This window comes from Streptomyces sp. NPDC014995 (genome assembly GCF_043080745.1).
In the GTDB taxonomy this organism is placed as follows: Bacteria; Actinomycetota; Actinomycetes; order Streptomycetales; family Streptomycetaceae; genus Streptomyces.
This window is the reverse complement of the sequence record NZ_JBIBVX010000002.1, coordinates 152899-171786: the sequence shown is the minus strand read 5'-3', so window position 1 is coordinate 171786 and position 18888 is coordinate 152899. Positions and strand designations below refer to the sequence as shown.

The following is an 18888-nucleotide window of genomic DNA, read 5'->3' as shown; positions in this document are numbered from 1 at the left end:
GATGGGTACGTACTCGGTGAGAACCAGGGGTCGTTGGGAGCCACCCGGAACCTGGTGACCGACCCGGGCGTCTTAGCCACCGACGACCGTGCCCCATCCTCCCGTGGCGGCGGCGGAGAGAAATACGCGCACGGCAAAACGCCAGACTTCGCCACCCCACGCCATGCCCATGCTCGAGGTGGGCGCAGTATGGACGGAGTGGCCGCGGAAGCAGCCAACGATCGAACCCCAGGGGTTCCCCTTGTCTGCGACAGGGGTGTGATGCGCCAACAGGTACGCCCAGTGAACTGATCGACACATGGTGTGATGTGGCCCACGGTGTTGCCAGCGGTGCAACGGAAAGGAACGAGCGCTGATGCGCGAGATCCTCGGAAGGCGACGCAGGCTCCTGTCCCAGCGCAGCGACGGGGGGCCTGAATTGATCGACGCGGCCCTTACCTTCGCGACGGAATGGCAGTGGCCCGTACTCCCGGGCGTGACGGCGGACCCCGAGGGGCGTTCCCGCTGCGGCTGCCCCGATCCGGAGTGTTCGGTGCCCGGCGCTCATCCCTTCGACCCCGGCCTCCTCGCGGCCACCACCGACGCGCGCATGGTGCGCTGGTGGTGGGCCAACCGGCCGACGGCGCCGATCGTCCTGGCCACCGGGGGCAAGGCGCCCTGCGCGGTCAGCCTGCCCGCCCTCGCGGCCTCCCGCGCGCTCGTCGCGCTCGACCGGCAGGGCATGCGCCTCGGCCCGGTCGTCGCCTCGCCCACCCGTTGGGCGATCCTCGTCCGGCCGTACTCCATGGAGCAGTTGGGCGAGCTGCTCTACGCGAAGGACTTCGTGCCGGGCTCCCTGCGCTTCCACGGCGAGGGCGGCTACATCGCCCTTCCCCCGTCCGAGACCGGCCAGGGGGAGATCCGCTGGGAGCGCGCGCCGCTGCCCGGTTCGGCCTCGCCCTGGGTGCCCGACGTGGAGGCCGTGGTGGACGCGGTCGTCGACGTCCTCACTCGTACGGGTGTGAGCGCGCCCGAGTTGTGAGGGTGTCCGGCGCGCGCGCCGGGGACGCCCGCGTTCGCTCGTTATCTTCCGCCTTATGCAGCGACATTCTGGGGGCCCACCCCCAGGCCCCCGATGGGTCCGTCTCCTCGCCCTCGGGGGCGCCGTGGCGTGCGCGATCGCCCTTCCCTGGGCCATGGCGTCCGCGGGGTCCGTGGGTGACGCAGGAAGACCCGCGGTGCGGGCGCCCGCACCGGCCGATCCCGGCGCGGGCGTCGAGAGCCGTACGGGCGTAAAGAGCAGGACGGACACCGAGAGCCGGACGGACGCCGATCGGGGTACGGATGCCAAGGCGCCCGCTGCGAATCCGTCCCGTTCTCCCCTGTTGCTCGGCCTGGGTCTGGCCACCGCCGCGCGCTGCGGTCCCGAACTCACCTCTCCCGACGGCGTCGAGGCGCAGACCTGTGTGCTGGTCCAGGGCGAGGAGACCTGGGCGCGCACCTACTACCGCAACGCCACCGGCCGGGCCGTGGACGCCGTCCTGAGCTTCATGGGGCCCAAGGGGCACACGGTGCGGATGCGCTGCGTCGTGGGCGCCGACGACGAGCCGGGGACCTGTGAGACGCCCCGTGAGCGCAGCCAGGGGGAGCCGGCGGCCTGCACGGCGGTCGCGGAGTTCGCCGAAGCGGGCGGCGACGGGTCGCTGCTGCTGCGTTCCGGCAGCAACTCACCGCGCGGCAGCGGCAGTTGACGTCCGGCGATCGCTGGATGAGCGCGGCCGGGCATGGAAAGACCCGGTTGCTGGCGACGGGGGATGCACCAGCAACCGGGCTACGGGAACGGTAACAAGAGATCGGCTCCAAGCAAATTCGATCTCCTGATTTCATCGGCTTTCCGGACACCGGCACATGACCGCTTCTGGCGCCGACTCACCTTGCGCCGACGGGAGTTGTGAGCGGAGTCACGCCTCCCGTCGGCGCCCGGGTGCCGATCGGCCGGCCGGCCGGGCCGGGGGCCGGCCGGTGCGTCAGCTGAGCGTCACCTGGCGGTTGGTCAGGCCGCCGCGCGCGCGTCGCTCGTCCCCGGTGAGCGGTGCGTCCGAGGCCAGGGCGGTGGCGAGGCGCTCGGCGAACTCGGCGGCCGGCTTCTCCACGTCGTCCGCGGACACCCCGCTCGGCAGGTCCCAGACCGGCACCGTCAGGCCGTGCGCCCGGAAGGAGCCCACCAGCCGGGTGCCCTCGCCCAGGTTCGAACGGCCCGCCGCGTGCAGCCGCGCGAGGGCGTCCAGAAGCTGCTCCTCCGGGTACGGCATGACCCAGCGCAGGTGGTTCTTCTCCGGCGTCTCGCACCAGTACGCGGCGTCCACACCGGTCAGCTTCACGGTCGGGATCGCCGCCGCGTTGGCCCGCTCCAGGGAGGCGGCCACCTCCGGAGTCGCGTTCTCCGGGTCCGGCACCCAGAACTCGAAACCGGTGTGCACAACTGGCTCGAAGACGCCTTCGGGGTCGAGCAGGTCCTGCATCCGCGGGCCGTCGGCCGGGGCGCGGCGGCCCTGCACGGGCGTGCCCGGCTGCGCCTCCAGGGCGCGCCGCAGGGTGTCGGCGAGGTCGCGGCTGATGTCGCCCGACGCCGTGTCGTTCTGCAGGCCGAGCAGGACCGAGCCGTCGTCGCGGCGCAGGGCCGGCCAGGCCATCGGCAGGACCGTGGCGAGCGTGACCGACGGGACGCCCTCGGGCAGGCCGTCCTTGAGCGTCAGCTCGACCGTGGCCGCCGGGACCAGCTCGCGCAGCGCCACCCAGTCGCACTCGGAGGGCAGGCCCTCGAACGGACGCTGCACCAGCTCGGTCACGGCGTGCGCGGCGGCCCGGCCGTGACAGGCCTTGTAGCGGCGGCCGCTGCCGCAGGGGCAGGGCTCCCGGGCACCGACGACCGGGACGTCTCCATCAGCGCCTCCGGCGCGGGCGCCGTCACTGAGCTGCGGCCGCTTGGCCTTCGTCTGGGGTCGCTTCTTGGCCATCTGGGTGTCTCCCGGGTACGGCTCGTCTGGTACGGCGGGAGCCTAGCCGTTCGTACCGGGAGTCACGGGAACCTGTGGACAACGGACGGGTTGTGGACATCGGACGGGCTTGTGGACAAACCGACGACCCTGTGGACAACCGTGTCACTCCCCGGTCGCCCGGGTGACCTCTGACCCCGGGACACCGGGCCGCGTCTTTCGGATCAAGCCGGGGTCGCGGGGCTCAGTCGAGGCCGTCGAACGCGTCCCCGAAGTCCAGGTCCGGCATCGACGACACCGAGGGCGCCGTGATCCGGGAGGCGAAGTCGTCGCGTCGGCCTCCGGCGTCGGGGTCGTACACGTCCGCGTGGACGACGACCCAGACGGTGACCTCGCCCCGTGTGTCGTCCCGGACGCCCCAGTCGTCGGCCAGCGCCGTGATGATGTTGAGTCCGCGGCCGCCGTGCGCGGTGACCGAGGGGGTCGCCGGGGCCGGGCGGGTCGGGCCGCCGCCGTCGGTCACCTCGACCACGAGCCGGCCACCGGGGTCCACCCGCCACGCGGCCCGCACGTCGCCGTCCCCGGCGAGAGCGTCGCCCAGGGGCCGACCGTGCTTGCACGCGTTGCTCAGAAGTTCCGACAGGATCAGTACGGCATCGTCGATGACCGATTCCGAGACCCCGCCGCTGCGCAGCTGGTCGCGCATGCGGTGTCTCGCCTTCCCCACGCCCGCAGGGCCATGGGGTACGGCCATGCTCGACGACGCGGGCACCTCCTGTGCCACCACCAACGCCACCCCCGAGACCTCCTTCGCCCCACGCCACGGTGTGGATGCCCCATTGGCCTGTACCGGAAACCGGCCAGTCCCTGTGCCGTGACGCACTCGCGACGATCGAACACGGACCGAACGCGCCGGAGCACTCCCCGTGAGGGGACGGTCCCTGTGTGGCTTGATTTCTTCGGTATGGCTGAGAACGGAGGATGCTTCAGTGGGCCTCTGTGGTCAAGAGGTGTGGATGGGGCTTGTGGGACTTCTGTGATTTCCTACGGCATGCCGGCCCGGCCTCGGCGTGTCGGGGGCGGACGAGACGGGCTCAGCGGCCCAGTCGGCGCAGCACCGCGCGCGGGCGGTTGGTGATGATGGCGTCGACGCCCAGCTCGACACAGAGGTCGATGTCCTCCGGCTCGTTCACGGTCCACACGTGGACCTGGTGGCCGGCCCGCTTCAGCCGCTCCACGTAGGTGGGGTGGCTGCGCACGATCCGGATCGAGGGACCCGCGATCCCGACGCCCGCCGGCAGCCGTCCGTCGCGCAGCCGGGGCGAGACGAACTGCATCAGGTAGACCGTCGGCAGCGTCGGCGCCGCCGCACGCACGCGATGCAGCGAGCGCGCCGAGAAGCTCATGACCCGCACCGGGGACTCGGCCGGTGTGGCCGGCGCGTCCAGGCCGAACCGCTTCAGGAGCGCCAGCAGCCGCTCCTCCACCTGCCCCGCCCAGCGCGTCGGGTGCTTGGTCTCGACGGCCAGTTCCACCCGGCGCCCGGCGTCGGCGACCAGTTCCAGCAGCCGCTCCAGCGTCAGCACGGAGGTGTTCTCGCGGTCCTCGGGGTGGACCTCCCAGTCGGGCTCCTCGCGCGTGCTCCAGGTCTTCCGCGTCGCACGGGTCCGCGGCCTCTCCCGGGCCTCTCTCACCTCCCGGGCCTCCCTGGCGGCCTCCCGCGCCTTCCACGAGCCGAAGTCGAGCGCCGCGAGGTCCGCGAGCTCCAGGGCGGAGACGGCTCCGCGGCCGTTGGACGTACGGTTGACGCGGCGGTCGTGCACACAGACGAGATGCCCGTCCGCGGTCAGCCGTACATCGCACTCGAGGGCGTCCGCACCGTCCTCGATCGCCTTCTTGTACGCGGCCAGGGTGTGCTCGGGGGCCTCCTCGGAGGCTCCGCGGTGGGCGACGACCTGAATCGGGTGCTGCTGCCGTGCGTGGGTCACCGCGTCATGGTGCCACCGGCGCGGGGTACGCGTCCGGCCGGAGGCAAACCAGGGTGCCGGGGACCGGCTGTCTGAGAACCCTCTGAGATGTTCCGGCGAAGTGTCCGGATTATAGAAAAAGCCCCATATAAAGAATGGCCATGGACCCACAGCCACCGCTTATGGTGCTCTGACGGCCCGTGGGAAAAGCTGAGCGATACAAAAAGGCACATGCACAGCTGCAGCGCGCCGGGTCGACGACGAGCGTGAACGAGCGTGACCCAGTGCGACCGAGGACAACAGCCGTGGATCGAGGAGAAGAGCTGTGAGCACCGAGAACGAGGGCACCAGCGAGGGCACCGCGGTTCCCCCGGCCCCGTCCGCACCCCCCGTGCCGGTGGAATCTCCCTCGGCCTCCCCGCAGACGCCGGCCCAGACACAGACACAGGCACAGCAGGCACAGGTGCAGCCCGCCCAGGCGCCGCAGGCCCAGCCGCCGGCGCCCGACGCCGCCGCGCCCACCACCCCGCTCCCCGTGACGCCCCCGAGCGCGGCGTACAGCACGGCCGGCGCGCCCCAGGGTGACTGGCCGCCGCCCACCGTGCCGCAGGGCGCCGCCCCGCAGGGCGCCGTCCCGCACGGTTCCGCCACGCCCGAGGGTGCCTGGCCGCCGCCCCCGCCGCCGAACACCCCGTCGTACGCCGACGGCTTCGGCGGGCACTCGGGGGGCGAGCCCGTCTGGGGCGCGGCCTACCAGCAGCCCACGCCCCCCAAGGCCCGCCGCGGTCGCGGCGGACTCGTCGCCGCGCTCCTGGTGGCCGCGCTGGCCGCCGGCGGCCTGGGCGGCGGTCTCGGCTACACCCTCGCCAAGAACGAGGACACCGGCTCCACCACCGTCTCCGCCTCCGACAGCGGCGGCTCCGTCAAGCGCGACCCCGGCACGGTCGCCGGGGTGGCCGCCAAGGCGCTGCCCAGCACCGTGACCATCGAGGCCGAGTCCAGCAGCGGCGAGGGCGGCACAGGCACCGGCTTCGTGTTCGACACCCAGGGCCACATCGTCACCAACAACCACGTCGTCGCGGACGCCGTCGGCGGGGGCAAGGTCACGGCCACCTTCCCGAGCGGCAAGAAGTACGACGCCGAGGTCGTCGGCCACGCCGAGGGCTACGACGTGGCGGTCATCAAGCTCAAGAACGCCCCCTCGGACCTGAAGCCGCTGACACTGGGCGACTCCGACAAGGTCGCCGTCGGCGACTCCACCATCGCGATCGGCGCGCCCTTCGGCCTGTCCAACACGGTGACGACGGGCATCATCAGCGCGAAGAACCGCCCGGTGGCCTCGTCCGACGGCACCGGCAGCAGCTCCTCCTACATGAGCGCCCTGCAGACGGACGCCTCGATCAACCCCGGCAACTCCGGCGGCCCGCTGCTGGACGCGCAGGGCAACGTCATCGGCATCAACTCCGCGATCCAGTCCACCGGCAGCGGCGGTCTGGGCGGCACCACCCAGTCCGGTTCGATCGGCCTCGGCTTCGCCATCCCGATCAACCAGGCCAAGTACGTCGCCCAGCAGCTGATCAAGACGGGTGAGCCGGTGTACGCCAAGATCGGCGCGTCCGTCTCCCTGGAGGAGTCCACGGGTGGCGCGAAGATCAGCGACCAGGGCGCGGGCGGTGCCGCCGCGGTCGAGACGGGCGGCCCCGCGGACAAGGCGGGCCTCAAGCCCGGCGACGTCATCACCAAGCTCGACGACACGGTGATCGACAGCGGCCCGACCCTCATCGGCGAGATCTGGACCCACCAGCCCGGCGACAAGGTCACGATCACCTACGAGCGCGACGGCAAGTCCCACACCGTCGAACTCACCCTCGGCTCCCGCAAGGGCGACAGCTGACCCACGCGCGCGTACCTCCCCGGTTCAGCCACAACCGACCCACACACGCGCGTGCCCACCCGTTACTCTTGTCCCCGCGCCGCCCTTGATCGGACGGCGCGGGGTGGGTTGCCCGAGCGGCCTAAGGGAACGGTCTTGAAAACCGTCGTGGCAGCGATGTCACCGTGGGTTCAAATCCCACACCCACCGCAGCAGGTCAGAAGCTTGCAGGTCAGAAGGGGTGCCACTCTCCGGAGGGGCACCCCTTCTGCGTTCACCCTGTCTCACCCTGGCTCGCCTGTATCCCGGGTTTGACCAGTGCGTATGGGCCATCTGTGGGCCAGCGTGGGGCGATCACCCGCCCTTGTTCAGCTCCTGCGCGATGAGCTGATTGGACCGTGCCTGCCCGCCCTGGAGGATCTTGGCGTAGAAGCGGAAGAGCACGGCGATGCTGTGGCCGGCCCGGCGGGCAACCTCCACCGGGTCCACCCCAGACTTGATCCACAGGGACACTCCTGCGTGCCGGAGCGAGTACGGCACTGCGGCGAGGGGCGAGGCCGCGTCTTCTTCGCTGAGGGCCTGCGCCCGTGCGGCATCCCACAGGTCGCAGTACTCGGTGGAGCGCACCCGCCCGCCCCTGGCAGCGCGGAACAGGCGACCGTCAGGGGCCGTCCCGTAGGCCGCCATGTGGTCGCGCAGCATGCGGACGAGGATGGGCGGAATCGGGACTGGGCGCGTTGCCTTGCGAGCCCGGCGTTTGAGACCTCTGGTTTCGTACGATGCTCCGTCGTCCGTCCAGCCTCCGCCCACCTCTGGGCGGCTTTCGGCGAGCAGCAACTCTCCCCAGTGTTCCGCCGCTTCGGGGGTGTCCGGCGGCAGCGTGCAGTCGGCAGCCTTCAGCGATGCGATCTCCGCTGGCCGCATGGCGGCGTAGTACAGGCACCCAAAGAACGCTGCCAGGTGCCGCCCCCGCTCCCCCGACTCGCTCACAGCCTTGATCAGTGCACGGGCCTGCGCTGGTCCGGGCACATACCGGAAGTCGATCTCGTCGTCCGTCTCGGCAGGCGTCCAGTCGACTCGGGGAAGAGGATTGGCGGAGAGCAGCCCTTTTTCCTCCACGGTGTACCGAAGAAGGTTGCTGAGGACCATGCGTTTCCGCCGGGCGGTGTTTTCGGCAGCCTTCTTCCCGTCCATGCGCCGCGACAGAGCGTCGAGCGTCGGCCGCAAGAGCGTGGGGTTTTCCAGGGACTTGACCTTCATGGAGTGCGCAGAGAGCCAAGATAAAGCCGCCGTGATCTCCTGCGGCGGCTCCTCGGCCTCGTGGCGCGCGACCAGCTTGCCTTCCGGGCCCTCTACCGCGCGGAACGCCCACTGGTAGAGCGCCTTGCGCAGCGTCTTCGGATCCGGCGCTCCGCGCGTCGTCGTGACCAGGGTGGGCGTGATGACCGAGAGAGCCTCAGCGATTCCCGCGCGGTGCTTGGCCGCAGCTCGCGGCCACTTCATGAGCGCGTACGCCGTGGCGTGCTCGAACCAGGTGGGGGAGTTGAGTGCGGCGAGTTCACGCGCCGGCAGGCCGGTGTCCTCGTCGAACTGCTCGCGCTCGCGCAGCGCGGTCATCAGTTCCGCGCGGCGGCCGTCTGCCTGCGGCTTTAACTTGAAGCTTTTGGAGTGGGGGCGGGATCCGACTCGCCAGCGCAGTTCGTACGGTTTCTGGCGACCGGTGCGCTTGCGGATGGACCAAATATCAACGTCGTACGTGAGCATCGATCTCCAATGGGCGAGGGGCCCGCGTATACGGGCCCCTCTGGTAGGTGAGTGAAGTTATGCAGCGTTCTCTCCGCACCGCTGCCACCAGGCGTCCAAATCGGCCCGACTCACGCGCAGTTGCCCGTTGGGGAGCTTGCGGAGGCGGGGCGCCTGCCCGCGGGCTCGCATGCGGTAGAAGGCAGCGCGGCTCATGCCGATCTCTTGAAGGACTTCGGGGAGCTTGAGCATCTGGGTGTGGGCCAAAGTGCGACTCCTTGTCTCCGTCTTCCTTCTGGGGAATCCGCCACGTCCGCCACGCCGCCACATCGCAGGTCAGAGCCTTGATCGTGTGGCGGATCGCGGTCTTGTGGCGGATAGGTGCCGCCACACCCCGCGGGGTATGGGGCGGCACCAGGGCGCTTGCTCGGTCAGTGGGCGAGGGTGGGCTGTGTGGCGGTTTCCGCGGGCGTGTGGCGGATGGCTGTGGCGGTATCCGCCACGCATTCATCCCTGTTGACCTGCGGTGTGGCGGACGTGGCGGACGTGGCGGATTCCTCCGGGGACGGAGGGCAGTACCGCGTCCAGGCGTCCGTGAGGTCGTCCGCGTAGTAGCCCTTGGGGAAGCCCGAGGGGGTGCGGATACCGCGCGGCTTGATCGGCTTGTTGGCCGGGGTGACGTACTGACCCAGCAGCCGGGCCAGGGTCCGGGAGTTGATCGGCTTGTCGTCCAGGTCACCCCAAGGGGCGTCGTCCATGCGCAGCAGGCATTCGATGATGGCGGCTGTCGGCATCCGGTCGGCGCCGCAGAACACCTTGTCGCGCAGGTCGGTCAGCAGCCGCACCCCGAGTGAGGCTTCGTCGTTGTCGTGGGCGGCGCTGATCAGTTCCAGGCAGGCGGCGCGGGCCCGGCCGGGCCAGTCGCCTCCGATCGCGTCCGCGACGGCAAGCAGGGGTTCCCACACGTCGGCGGGCCGGTCGGAGACTCCGTCGGGCATGGCCGGCCAGGCTTGGGCGACCTGGTCGCGGACGGTGTCGGCCCACTTGGCGAGCCGGTCGCGCAGGGCGTGCCCTTGCTTCTCGTGGATGCGCTGGCGGTAGGGCTCGACCTTCTCGTTCGGGGCGCGCTTGCGCATGCGGACGATGACCGACCTGGTCAGAACGGTGTCGGGCAGCGAACCGAGTCCGGCCATGGCGACCGCGCAGTAGGAGTTGAAAACCTGCGCGTTCTGGTTGGAGCCTTCCCCGACACAGCGCAGGGCGCCGCCGATGCGGCGGTAGCCAGCGTTCAGGAAGCCACGCAGTGCCTCGTCGGCGCCGGCCTTCGGGCCGAAGATGGTGTCCACCTCGTCGAACAGCACCGTGGGCAGGCCCTCGGCGGAGTCGACCAGCCGGTAGAGGGCATTGGCGGACGCGGACACCGTGGCGACCGGGCGGGGCGTGAGCAGTTCCACGATCTCCAGCGCCCGGGACTTCCCCGACCCCGGCTCCGGGGACAGGAACGCGATCCGCGGGGTGGTCTCGAAGCAGTCGATGAGGTGGGCGTGCGCGTCCCACAGGGCGACCGCGACGTAGGCGGCTTCGGTGGGGAAGACGTTGAAGCGGCGGTGGAAGGCTTCCACCTCATCGAGCAGCGCGGCGCCGTCGATGGCGTTCGGGGCGGTCATGCGGCGTTCCTCCCTTCGGCGGGCGCGGGGGGCGCCCCGGTGCAGGCGGACTTGTGGGCGTCGTACTCGGCGACCAGTGCGGCCACGTTCTCGGTGCCGGTGGCGGTGCCGGTCTGCCCGCAGGAGCAGGCGTAGGCGGCGGTGGGCAGGGCGCCGGGCTTGGTGGACCAGCGGGCGCCGTCGTAGTGGTGCCGGTAGACGGGCGGGGCAAAGACCCTGATGCCGGGGGCGTCCGGTGTGGGGTCGTCTCCCGGACGGGCCGGGGACCGGTTCGAGCGAAGAGCAGTGATGACGCCCTTACGGGCGGCGCCTTTCGGCTCGCCTACGCCCGCTGTGTCCACAGGCTGTGGAGCGGCGCGCGGGCCAGCGGTCGGGCCGGTGGGGCAATCCAGGCGGGGGGAGACGGGGGCGGTCATGAGGCTGCCTGCCGTGGGGTGGCGTGGGTGATGACCCAGTCCATGGCGCTGCGGATTGTCGTGCGGCACTCGGCCGACGGCAGGCCCGTGGACTCCCCCGCCCCCTGGATTGCCTGCTCCGCCACGTCTCGGGGGAGGTCGCCCCATGCGACGAACCGGGCGACCTTGCAGGCGCTCTTGTGCAGGGTGTTGTTGCGTCCGCCGGGTCCGCCCTCGGCCGCGGCGGCGATGACCGCGCATTCCCGCTCCAGTGCCACGCGAGCGGCCCGCGTGCCGTCCCTCAGCGGCGCCAGAGCGACGACGGCGGGCCTGGCCGGCTCGGTGAGCCGTTCGGCCAGCCATCCGGGCAGCGGTGCCACCGGAGCGTCGTCGACCACCTCGTACGCGCCGTCCGGGGTGGTGCTGCCCGGGGCGACGACGTAGCCGCCCCACGCGCGGGTGTCGAGGTGCGGTCCGAGACGGTTCGCGCTGCACTTCAGCCGCACACCGGCCGGGGCGGTGAAGTACAGGTGCTCCCCGCCGCGCGCGGTCCGCACCCGGTAGGTCGCGGGGATGGCCTGGCCGGCGCGCTCGCAGAGCGCTTGCAACGAAGTGGCGCCGTCAGGCGCTCCTTTCGGCTCTTCGGGCTTGCACACGTCCAGATCGACCACTAGCAGCCCCGCCGGACCGGTCGCGATCCCCACGTTGTAGGGGCGCGCCGCCCAGGTGGCGTGGATGAGGTCGGGGCTGGTGGTGGCGCGTTGCTCGGGCTTGCGGTGCCCGCCCGCGCACCGGCCGGTGCCGCGGCAGACGCGTTCGGCGTGCCCGGCGGGCCGCTTGGCCCTCGGGTGCAGGGGAATGACGGGCCAGCCGCGCTCTGCCGACGACAGTGCGGAGGCGAGCAGGGGCAGGCAGGCCAGATCGACGGTCAGGATGCCGCTCATGCCGCCACCCCCAGCACCGGGGCGAGCATGGTGAGGGCGGCGCGGCCGATGTGTTCGGCGTAGGCCGGGGGGATGCACTCGCGGATGCCGTCGCGGTTCATCCACGGCACACCCAGCGCCTCACGGGCGAGGGCGACACCGGAGAAGTTGCCGACGAACTGCCCGTAGTGGCCGGGCGGGACCGGGCGCCCCATCTTGGCCTGTGGAACCAAATGCGCGGGGTGGTCGGGCTGAGCGAGGGTGAAGCCGCCGCCGGTCTCGAAGTACCGGTGCCGGTAGTTGGCCAGCCGGAACATCTGCCCGCACAACATCACCGGAGCACGGAGCTTGGGTACCGCACCGCGCACGTTCTCCATCGCCCACGGCCGCCCTGTCGCTTCAAGAGCCGTGCGGGTGGGGGCGATCAGGTCGGGGTGGTCGTTGGACTGGATGCGCTGGCACTCGCTGTCGTGCTGGCACGGGGGCGAGGCATGGATGAAGTCGAACGCGGCGCCGTGTTCGAGGACGAACGCGATCGCGTCGGCTTGGACGAACCGGAACGGGTAGCGGGGCTGCGGGTCCTTGTCGACGCCGGTCACGTCGAACCCGGCGTCGTCGTAGCCCTTGCCTGCGCCGCCCTGGCAGCAGTACAGGTCCAGTAAGCGCGGGCGTCGGCCGCGCACTCGCCGGAAGGTGGCGGGTTGCGTCATGCTGGGAGACCTCCAACGGGTCTGTAGTGGGCTGGTTGGCCGGGGCGACCGCGCATCTTTGGCGAGAGGGGCGGTCGCCCCGGGCGTATCTAGGTGGTCTTGCCGCGGGCGAGCTTGAGGGTGATACCGCCGATGCCGATGGGCCCAGCGGCGCCCGCGATGACGGTGGCGGTGTGGGCCGCGGCGTCGAGCAGCAGGCACAGGCAGGCGACCAGTCCCCAGCCGCCGGCGACGGCGGCCCCGGCGATCGCGAACGGGATCAGAGCGCGGCGCCAGGGAATGCCGGCCGGGTGGGTGTCGTGGACGACGATGACGACCGGCTGTCCGGTGGCCTGCGCGCGGCGGTAGGCGTCGGCAGGTATGTGCGGGGCGATGTTCCCCGGCGGGGTGCGGTGGTCCATTTCGGGCTCCTTGGGTGAGCCGCGGGCCCGCACCACCAGGTGGTGCGGGCCCGCGCGGATGGGTGGCTGTGCTTGTCGCGTGGCTTGTCGTCTTCCTTGTCGCGTGCTTGTCGTGTGGCTTGTCGCTTGTCTTGTCTTGTCGCTTGTCGCCTTGCAGGTCACAAGCCGTTTCCGCGCCCTCAGACGCAGCCGGACGGCATGTCTTCTGGCGTGGGCGACAAGCGACAAGTGATCAGCCCTCGGGTGGCTGCTCGGGGGCGTGCTGGCGGTGGACGTAGCGGGCCTTGGTGCCCTCTCCGACGCGGACGGCGGTGCCGTCCTTCACCCAGTCCCGCAGCCAGCCCACGACCGTCTGACGGGACGTACCGTGCTCCGCGGAGAGCGCACGGGCGATAGCGGAAGCCCCGGTGCCCTCCCGGCCGGCGGCGAGCAGCAGCGCCAGGGCCGCCTGTTGCGCGGGGCTGTCCTGCTCGCCCCGCAGCGCCGACAGGTTCAGCCCGCCCGCGGCCGGCGGCCCGTCATTCGCGGGTGCCTGCGGTTCGGGGGCGGTGCCGAACTGGGCGTCGATCTGCTCGCGGAACTTGCGCAGCATCTCGTCTTCCGGCGACACCTGCGCCTGCTCCGGACTGCTGAGCGCGGACAGCTTCAGCCCCGTTCCCGCCGTGCCGGTGACGCTCGCGTCGTCGGTGGTGGCCTGGTCGCGCATCCATGTGGTGCGGTCCGAGTCCCAGCGGCGGGCGTAAGCGGGCCCGGCGGCCTTGGCCGACACTGCGTCCAGGGTGGGGTGCCGATCGGAGGTGGCAGCGATGATCTCCCGGATCTGGTTGGGCAGGATGCGCCATGCCTTAAACAGCGCGGCCGGCGACTCCGGGGTGCCCATGAACCCGGCGCCCTTGTGCGGGGCCTGGTCGACGCGCAGCCCGCGGGAGCCGGGGAACATCTTCGACAGGTCCATGCCCTCCGTCTCGCCGCCGGTCAGGGCGACGCGGACCTTGGCTTCCCGGCGGATCATGAGGTTGCTCAGCACGCTGCCGGTGGCCCCGAGGGCGGTGAGGACGGTGCGGATGCCCATGGCGCGGGCGATCCGGATCACTTCCAGGATCTTCTCGCCGAGCTTGCGGACCTGCCGGTCCGGGCTGGCCAGGATCTCCGCGCCCTCATCGATGACCAGCATGATCTGGGGAATCTTCGCGCTGATGGGCAGCAGGTCTGTGTTCGCGCGGGACAGGACGTCCTGGTAGCCCATCTTTCGCTGCTTGGCCACGCGCACGGCCACATCGAGCATGGTCATGGCCTCGTCGTACGTGCCGGCGAGCCAGTCGATGCCGGGCCGGACCGCCTTGCCGTCCGGGGCGTTGATCTCGCCGTTGAGGGCGGGAAGCACCCACGGGAGGCCGGCCGATCCGGCGTTGAGGTCGATGACCCAGGTCAGGATGTCGTCGGCGCGGGCGAACCCGGCGAGGATCGAGTGGACCATGTTGGTCTTGCCCGATCCAGTCGGGCCGACGATCAGGGCGCACTGCTCGCGCAGGTAGGCCAGGATCTGTTCCGCGTTGGTCCGATACCCCCACGGGATGCCGGTGTGGACGGAGAGCGGCCCGTAGTCGGACGGGTAGGTGCGCTCCTGCTCCAGCACGTTGACCGTGGTCACGTCGATGATGACGCGGCCCTGGTGGATGCCGGGGGAGGCGGTGGCGGTGCAGCCGTGCGGCAACCGCGCATCCGCCGACAGCCGCGCAGACTCCGCGGCGATCTTGTTCCAGGTGGCGCCGCCGGCCGGGAGCTCCGCGTCGATGGAGTAGCCGGCGCCGGTGGCCCACTGCTCGACGCCGACCACGCGCACGGTGATCGAGCACACTCGCTGGATGCGGTTGACCCATTCCGCAGCGATCGCTCGCCGGTCTGCGGACAGCTCGGCGGCGACCTGGCGCCGCTCCGCGGCGATGGCCTCCTCCTCGCGTGCCTCCTCGAACAGGGCGGAGGATCGGGCGGCGGCGCCGATGCCGACGCCCATGGTGGCGAGGGAGCCGAGGGCGGTCCAGGTGAGAGGCCCGGTGGTCATGGCCCAAGTGGTCCATCCGGCGCCGACCAGCCAGGAGGCGGCGCGGGTGGCCAGGGTGCGGCCGGCGTTGCGGACGCGCAGGCCGACGATGGTGTGGCCGAGGGCGCCAGCCGCGCCGACGGCCAGGGCCCAGCCGGGCGGCATGGCGGTGGCGGCGCCGGTGGTGGCGACGGCGAAGGCTCCGGTGGTGGCGGACAGGGCGCCGGTCACGGGTCCGTGACCGGCCGCCCAGTCCAGCACCGGGCCACTGCTCGCGTTCTGCTTGGCGGTGGCGGTGGTGGCCATGATCAGACGTTCCAGCCCTTCTCAGCCTCGGTGCCGTTGCGGGGGTCCTCGTGGCGGGCGATGTCCTGCTCGTGGGCCTGCCGGAACAGCGGTCCCATGTCTTCCGCGACCGCGACGGCGCTCATCAGGGCGCCGAAGATGTCGTTGAAGCCGTCCGCGACTTCCTTCTCCAACGGGAACTCACTGTCGGAGCGCTCGGCGAGGATCTTCATCACGTTCGCCACGCTCGTGAGCGCGGCGGGCAAGCCCTCGACCATGGCGAGGATCTCCATGGCGTTCTCGGGGTCGTACTGGGTGGCGGCCTGCTCCATTTCGGCGGCGGCCTCTTCGAACCGGAAACCGGACACGTGCTCTCCCTCGATCGACGGGTCGTTCGTGCTGGTGGGAACGGTGGATGCGGGTCGCTCGACGCTGTCGGCGATGCCGTCGGCGCCGTCCTTGGCGGCCTCCGCGTCGGCGGCGGCTTCCTGCTCGGCCTGCTCCTGCCGGATCGCCTCATCCCGCGCGGCCCGCTGCTCGGCAGCGACGCCGACCAGACGGCGGAACAGGCGCCGTCCGGGGTGGACGAGCCAAGGCAGTCCGAGCTTCCGGCCGATCGGGCTGGTGACCAGACCGAGCAGACCGAGCGGCAGGGCGAGCAGGGCGGCGAGCAGGCGCCGGCCGTGGAATCGGGCCGCAGACCGGCGCAACGCCTGCCGCGCCGCCCGCCGAGCGGGCGCCTTACGGACCGCGCTGCGCTTGGTGGCGACCGTGCCAGCGGTCTTGGCGTCGCGCTGGGCTCGGTTCTTGGCGATCGCCGCGTCCCGCGCGACGCGGGCCTTGCGGGCTGCACTGCCGAGCATCCGGCCACCCAGACCGCCCCGGCGACCGGCGCGGGAGGTGATTCCCCTGGTGCCGCGAGCGGTGGTGCGGGCCTTGGCGTTGCGGCGGGCGTCCGCGACCGCTCGGCGGGCAGCGGTGGTCTGTGCCCGCTGACCGGCCCGAGAGCCAGCCGCGGCCTGCTGCGCGGACCGCAGGGCCTTGACCTGCCCCATCTTGCCCGCAGCGTTCGCAAGGGTCCCGGCCGCACGCTTGGACGTGCCCGGGCCGGTCTTGCTGCGGGTCTTCCCGGTCATGCCGGTTGCGGTGTCGCTGTGGCGGGCGGTCGTGCCTGCTCCGCGGCGGTGCTGGCCGGAACCGTTGGCCGACTTGCTACCGGAGCGGCCAGCGCGAGAACCCGCCGAACGGTTGCCCCCGGCTGGGCTGCTGCCGACGGTGCCTGCTCCGGTGCGGCGCAGGCCCGCGCTGCGGGCGGCGGACCGGCCGGCCGTGCGGGCGGCGGTGCGGCGGGCTTCCTTGCGCGGGTTGGTCTTTCGGCTGCGGGAGCCTGCCACGGTGCCGAGGACGACGGCGCCGGTCGCGGCGACCATGGCGGCGATCGGGCCGCCGGCCAGGGCCGCGGTGGCGACCATGCCCACGGTGCTGTTCGCCCCGGCCAGAGCGAGCGGGACCACCGGCCACCCGCCGGGCGTGTGTTCCACACCCGTATCGGCCGGGGCCTGCTCGACCGGCGCGGGTGCGGGCGGGGGCGGGGGCGGTGCGGGAGCCGGGATGGCTACCGGCTCGGCGCTGAGTTCCGTCATGCTGTGAGCACTCCTTCAGGGGAGTAGGGCCCGGCCGGTGCTGTAGGAGGCGTGTGGCCGGGCCTGCCAACAGGGCTTATGCAGCGCGCTGTTCCTCGGGGTAGGCACACGGGGTGCACATGCCGAGCGAGGGCGGGACGACGTATCCGGCATCCCGCCCGCACTTCGGGCAGATCCGCCGGGCGGCGTTGGCCTTGCCCAGGGCCGCCCACTTCGCGGGCGTCATCGGCCTCACGGGCTTGGCCTGCTCGATGAGGTAGAGGTAGGCGACCAGCGGTTCTCGCCGTCGGCGGGGGCGTTCGAGCTGCGCGGCCACGTCCTGCCCGCCGGGCCGCAGCCCGAGCGCGCGCAGTTGGCGGCGCGTAGCCAATCCGTCCGGGGCGAGGCGCCACCGGTAGACCGGAACGGCGGGCATCAGACGCCCGCTGTGTCGACTGGCCGCAGGACCGGCCGGGCCGGCTGCTCGTCGTCGCGGACCGCGAGGATCTGCTTGCGTCCCCACGACTCGCTCATGCCGAATGCCTCACCCAGCGCACGGGCGCTGAGTGGGCGGCCCGCCTGTGCGGACTCGGCATACGCACGGCGGGCGTCCTGCCGCATCCGCTCCAACTCCGCCTCCTCGAACTGTGCCTGGCGCAGCGCGTCATCGGCGCTCTCAGCCTCGGGCGTGCTGGCGGTGTGCGGGGTGTGCGGATCACCCTCCCGTCCGTCATCCGCACGGGCCGCAACCAGCACAGACGCCGCAGGAATCGGAGCAGCGGCCAGCGGGACCGGGGCGCTCTGGCCGACGGGTGCGGGGGCGTGCGGGCGGGGTGCGGATTCCTCTCCGTCCGGCCCGCACACCTGCTCCTGTGCGGCGGGGCCGCGCTGGTGCAGCACCTTGGCCACTAGGTCGGAGCCGAAGTAGATGGAACCGACCGGAAGGGACGTGGCGAGCAGGACGAGCACCCAGTGCGCCATGTCCCACTCGGCCAGCCGCACTCGGCCGGCGCCGTGCGCGGCGGGGACGAGCCCGTGCACGTAGTTCAGCACCAGCGACGCGAGGGTGTAGGTGGCCAGCACCCGCAGCGCGAACCGCTTGTCGCGTTCCTCGGTCAGCACGAGCGTGGCCACCAGAGCCAGCGCCATCAGACCGTCCACCACAAACGGGTACAGCGTCGCCGCGGTCGCATCCGCGCCGACCACCCGGGCCACGTCCCGTAGCGCGTTCCACGAAACCCGGAACGCCATGGCCACCACGGCGACCAGCGCCAGGACCAGCAGCGTCTTACCGGAACGGTTCACGCCGCACCCCCCGCCGAAGCGGTCGCCGCCGTGTACACGGCGTAGACGCGGAAGTCGACGCCGTAGACGGTCGCCTCGAACTCCAGCGACGGCCGGTCGCCGATCCGGTCGGCGACGACCAGGCCGGCGTCGACACCCAACGCCTCCCGCCACGCCTCCAGCGCGGCGGGGCTGTCGAGCTGAACACTCAGCGCACGCGGTGAGTGCTGGCTGACAGTGATGTAGGCGCCGGGCAGGTGGGGGTGAGCGACGGCGAGACCGGCCAGGCACGTGATGGTGGCCGCCTGCGCGGCCAGGTTCTGCACGCTCACGCCGCCACCCCCGAAACGGTGGTGCAGCGCACGGTGCGCTGACGCCGGGAGCTCCCACGCGCACGGCGCACGTTCGGCCGCGCCTTGAGCGGGCTCGTGCGCAGCAGCGTGGCCGCGTACGCGGCGGCCTGCGGGTCCGTCTCGCGCAGCTCCGCGAGCACCTCGCGCGCCACGTCCAGACGGGCCGCCCGCTCCTCCTCGGACTCCGCCACGGCGGGACCGGCGAACAGCTCCCGGTCGAGACCGAACGCCAACTCCGCGAACTCGGCCGCCGTAACGGCTTCATGACCAGCAACGATGCACTTCATGGGTCGTCTCTCCTTCACGTGGAACGGCCCGAAAGCGGCTCCCGGGAGGCACCCCGGGAGCCGCGCGCCGTTGGAGCCGACGGCTCCCCGCACCCCGCCCGTACGGCCGCCGCACGAGGGGCGAGCCGGACGGGCGGGGGAGGCAACCGGCCGCAGCGCCGGCGACGCTGCGGCATGACCCCCGTACGCGGCACGAGACCACCGGTCAGAACCGGGGCACCCCGCACACGGGAGGGGCTGTAGAGACTCAGTGGGCGATGCCGTCTGTGTCGGTCCGGCACGGACGGTGCCCTAGGTATGTCGTCGGTTCATGACCGACCTCCCGCAGATCGCAGGGACACGGCTTCACCGGTTCGCCGTTG

The 18888-nt window shown here is 71.8% G+C and carries 19 protein-coding genes and 1 tRNA gene; 4 read left to right on the top strand and 16 right to left on the bottom strand.

Annotated features, from left to right (window positions below):
• Positions 1 to 355: 355 nt before the first annotated feature.
• The gene (locus ACF1A1_RS05195) at positions 356 to 1021 is read left to right on the top strand and encodes a bifunctional DNA primase/polymerase (protein ID WP_391645610.1); all 666 of its coding nucleotides are present in this window, start codon (positions 356 to 358) and stop codon (positions 1019 to 1021) included.
• Between the two features lie 55 nt (positions 1022 to 1076).
• Positions 1077 to 1730, top strand: coding sequence for a hypothetical protein (locus tag ACF1A1_RS05190; RefSeq protein WP_391645608.1), 654 nt, complete (start codon positions 1077 to 1079; stop codon positions 1728 to 1730).
• A gap of 276 nt (positions 1731 to 2006) precedes the next feature.
• Here the strand turns inward: ACF1A1_RS05190 and ACF1A1_RS05185 are convergent, their stop codons facing one another.
• The 3 genes from ACF1A1_RS05185 to ACF1A1_RS05175 all read right to left on the bottom strand — a co-directional run bounded on the left by ACF1A1_RS05185 (position 2007) and on the right by ACF1A1_RS05175 (position 4963).
• Positions 2007 to 2996, bottom strand: coding sequence for a DUF5926 family protein (locus ACF1A1_RS05185; protein WP_391645606.1), 990 nt, complete (start codon positions 2994 to 2996; stop codon positions 2007 to 2009).
• Positions 2997 to 3219: 223 nt separating this feature from the next.
• Positions 3220 to 3858: an ATP-binding protein gene (locus ACF1A1_RS05180; protein WP_391645604.1), complete on the bottom strand. Its 639-nt coding sequence runs from the start codon at positions 3856 to 3858 to the stop codon at positions 3220 to 3222.
• A gap of 211 nt (positions 3859 to 4069) precedes the next feature.
• Positions 4070 to 4963 (bottom strand): glycerophosphodiester phosphodiesterase, encoded by an 894-nt coding sequence (locus tag ACF1A1_RS05175; protein WP_391645602.1) that lies wholly within the window; start codon positions 4961 to 4963, stop codon positions 4070 to 4072.
• A 304-nt stretch (positions 4964 to 5267) separates the two neighbouring features.
• Between ACF1A1_RS05175 and ACF1A1_RS05170 the strand changes: the two genes are divergently transcribed.
• On the top strand, positions 5268 to 6836 hold the full coding sequence (locus tag ACF1A1_RS05170; protein WP_391645600.1) for a S1C family serine protease: 1569 nt from the start codon (positions 5268 to 5270) through the stop codon (positions 6834 to 6836).
• A gap of 102 nt (positions 6837 to 6938) precedes the next feature.
• Positions 6939 to 7025: transfer RNA gene (locus ACF1A1_RS05165), tRNA-Ser, on the top strand.
• Positions 7026 to 7169: 144 nt separating this feature from the next.
• Here ACF1A1_RS05165 and ACF1A1_RS05160 read toward each other — a convergent pair.
• From ACF1A1_RS05160 to ACF1A1_RS05100, 13 genes are all read right to left on the bottom strand, one after another.
• Positions 7170 to 8579, bottom strand: coding sequence for a tyrosine-type recombinase/integrase (locus ACF1A1_RS05160; protein ID WP_391645598.1), 1410 nt, complete (start codon positions 8577 to 8579; stop codon positions 7170 to 7172).
• A 57-nt stretch (positions 8580 to 8636) separates the two neighbouring features.
• Positions 8637 to 8825, bottom strand: a complete 189-nt coding sequence (locus ACF1A1_RS05155) for a helix-turn-helix transcriptional regulator (RefSeq protein ID WP_391645596.1) — start codon at positions 8823 to 8825, stop codon at positions 8637 to 8639.
• Positions 8826 to 8989: 164 nt separating this feature from the next.
• Positions 8990 to 10225, bottom strand: coding sequence for a DUF3631 domain-containing protein (locus ACF1A1_RS05150; protein ID WP_391645594.1), 1236 nt, complete (start codon positions 10223 to 10225; stop codon positions 8990 to 8992).
• Entirely contained in the window at positions 10222 to 10566 is a 345-nt protein-coding gene (locus ACF1A1_RS05145; protein ID WP_391645592.1) for a hypothetical protein, read from the bottom strand. The genes ACF1A1_RS05150 and ACF1A1_RS05145 overlap by 4 nt, the downstream gene beginning before the upstream one ends.
• A 71-nt stretch (positions 10567 to 10637) precedes the next feature.
• Positions 10638 to 11564 (bottom strand): bifunctional DNA primase/polymerase, encoded by a 927-nt coding sequence (locus ACF1A1_RS05140; protein WP_391645590.1) that lies wholly within the window; start codon positions 11562 to 11564, stop codon positions 10638 to 10640.
• Positions 11561 to 12253: an SAM-dependent methyltransferase gene (locus tag ACF1A1_RS05135; RefSeq protein ID WP_391645588.1), complete on the bottom strand. Its 693-nt coding sequence runs from the start codon at positions 12251 to 12253 to the stop codon at positions 11561 to 11563. Before ACF1A1_RS05135 ends, ACF1A1_RS05140 begins: the two co-directional genes overlap by 4 nt.
• 89 nt (positions 12254 to 12342) lie before the next feature.
• Positions 12343 to 12654 carry a hypothetical protein gene (locus tag ACF1A1_RS05130; protein ID WP_391645586.1) on the bottom strand — a complete coding sequence of 104 codons (312 nt, stop codon included), beginning with the start codon at positions 12652 to 12654 and terminating at the stop codon, positions 12343 to 12345.
• A 232-nt stretch (positions 12655 to 12886) separates the two neighbouring features.
• Positions 12887 to 15001, bottom strand: coding sequence for a hypothetical protein (locus ACF1A1_RS05125; protein ID WP_391645584.1), 2115 nt, complete (start codon positions 14999 to 15001; stop codon positions 12887 to 12889).
• 2 nt (positions 15002 to 15003) lie between these two features.
• Positions 15004 to 16623: a hypothetical protein gene (locus ACF1A1_RS05120; protein WP_391645582.1), complete on the bottom strand. Its 1620-nt coding sequence runs from the start codon at positions 16621 to 16623 to the stop codon at positions 15004 to 15006.
• 76 nt (positions 16624 to 16699) lie between these two features.
• Entirely contained in the window at positions 16700 to 17038 is a 339-nt protein-coding gene (locus ACF1A1_RS05115; protein ID WP_391645580.1) for an RRQRL motif-containing zinc-binding protein, read from the bottom strand.
• Positions 17038 to 17907 (bottom strand): DUF2637 domain-containing protein, encoded by an 870-nt coding sequence (locus tag ACF1A1_RS05110; RefSeq protein WP_391645578.1) that lies wholly within the window; start codon positions 17905 to 17907, stop codon positions 17038 to 17040. Before ACF1A1_RS05110 ends, ACF1A1_RS05115 begins: the two co-directional genes overlap by 1 nt.
• Positions 17904 to 18218, bottom strand: a complete 315-nt coding sequence (locus tag ACF1A1_RS05105; RefSeq protein WP_391645576.1) for a hypothetical protein — start codon at positions 18216 to 18218, stop codon at positions 17904 to 17906. The genes ACF1A1_RS05110 and ACF1A1_RS05105 overlap by 4 nt, the downstream gene beginning before the upstream one ends.
• On the bottom strand, positions 18215 to 18526 hold the full coding sequence (locus ACF1A1_RS05100; RefSeq protein ID WP_391645574.1) for a hypothetical protein: 312 nt from the start codon (positions 18524 to 18526) through the stop codon (positions 18215 to 18217). The genes ACF1A1_RS05105 and ACF1A1_RS05100 overlap by 4 nt, the downstream gene beginning before the upstream one ends.
• Positions 18527 to 18888: the final 362 nt, after the last annotated feature.

Coding starts and splice junctions, on each gene's coding strand:
- ACF1A1_RS05130 (WP_391645586.1), bottom strand. CDS start 12,654: ATGGACCACCGCACCCCGCCGGGGAACATCGCCCCGCACATACCTGCC.
- ACF1A1_RS05190 (WP_391645608.1), top strand. CDS start 1,077: ATGCAGCGACATTCTGGGGGCCCACCCCCAGGCCCCCGATGGGTCCGT.
- ACF1A1_RS05195 (WP_391645610.1), top strand. CDS start 356: ATGCGCGAGATCCTCGGAAGGCGACGCAGGCTCCTGTCCCAGCGCAGC.
- ACF1A1_RS05115 (WP_391645580.1), bottom strand. CDS start 17,038: ATGCCCGCCGTTCCGGTCTACCGGTGGCGCCTCGCCCCGGACGGATTG.
- ACF1A1_RS05150 (WP_391645594.1), bottom strand. CDS start 10,225: ATGACCGCCCCGAACGCCATCGACGGCGCCGCGCTGCTCGATGAGGTG.
- ACF1A1_RS05140 (WP_391645590.1), bottom strand. CDS start 11,564: ATGAGCGGCATCCTGACCGTCGATCTGGCCTGCCTGCCCCTGCTCGCC.
- ACF1A1_RS05125 (WP_391645584.1), bottom strand. CDS start 15,001: ATGGCCACCACCGCCACCGCCAAGCAGAACGCGAGCAGTGGCCCGGTG.
- ACF1A1_RS05120 (WP_391645582.1), bottom strand. CDS start 16,623: ATGACGGAACTCAGCGCCGAGCCGGTAGCCATCCCGGCTCCCGCACCG.
- ACF1A1_RS05135 (WP_391645588.1), bottom strand. CDS start 12,253: ATGACGCAACCCGCCACCTTCCGGCGAGTGCGCGGCCGACGCCCGCGC.
- ACF1A1_RS05185 (WP_391645606.1), bottom strand. CDS start 2,996: ATGGCCAAGAAGCGACCCCAGACGAAGGCCAAGCGGCCGCAGCTCAGT.
- ACF1A1_RS05100 (WP_391645574.1), bottom strand. CDS start 18,526: ATGAAGTGCATCGTTGCTGGTCATGAAGCCGTTACGGCGGCCGAGTTC.
- ACF1A1_RS05160 (WP_391645598.1), bottom strand. CDS start 8,579: ATGCTCACGTACGACGTTGATATTTGGTCCATCCGCAAGCGCACCGGT.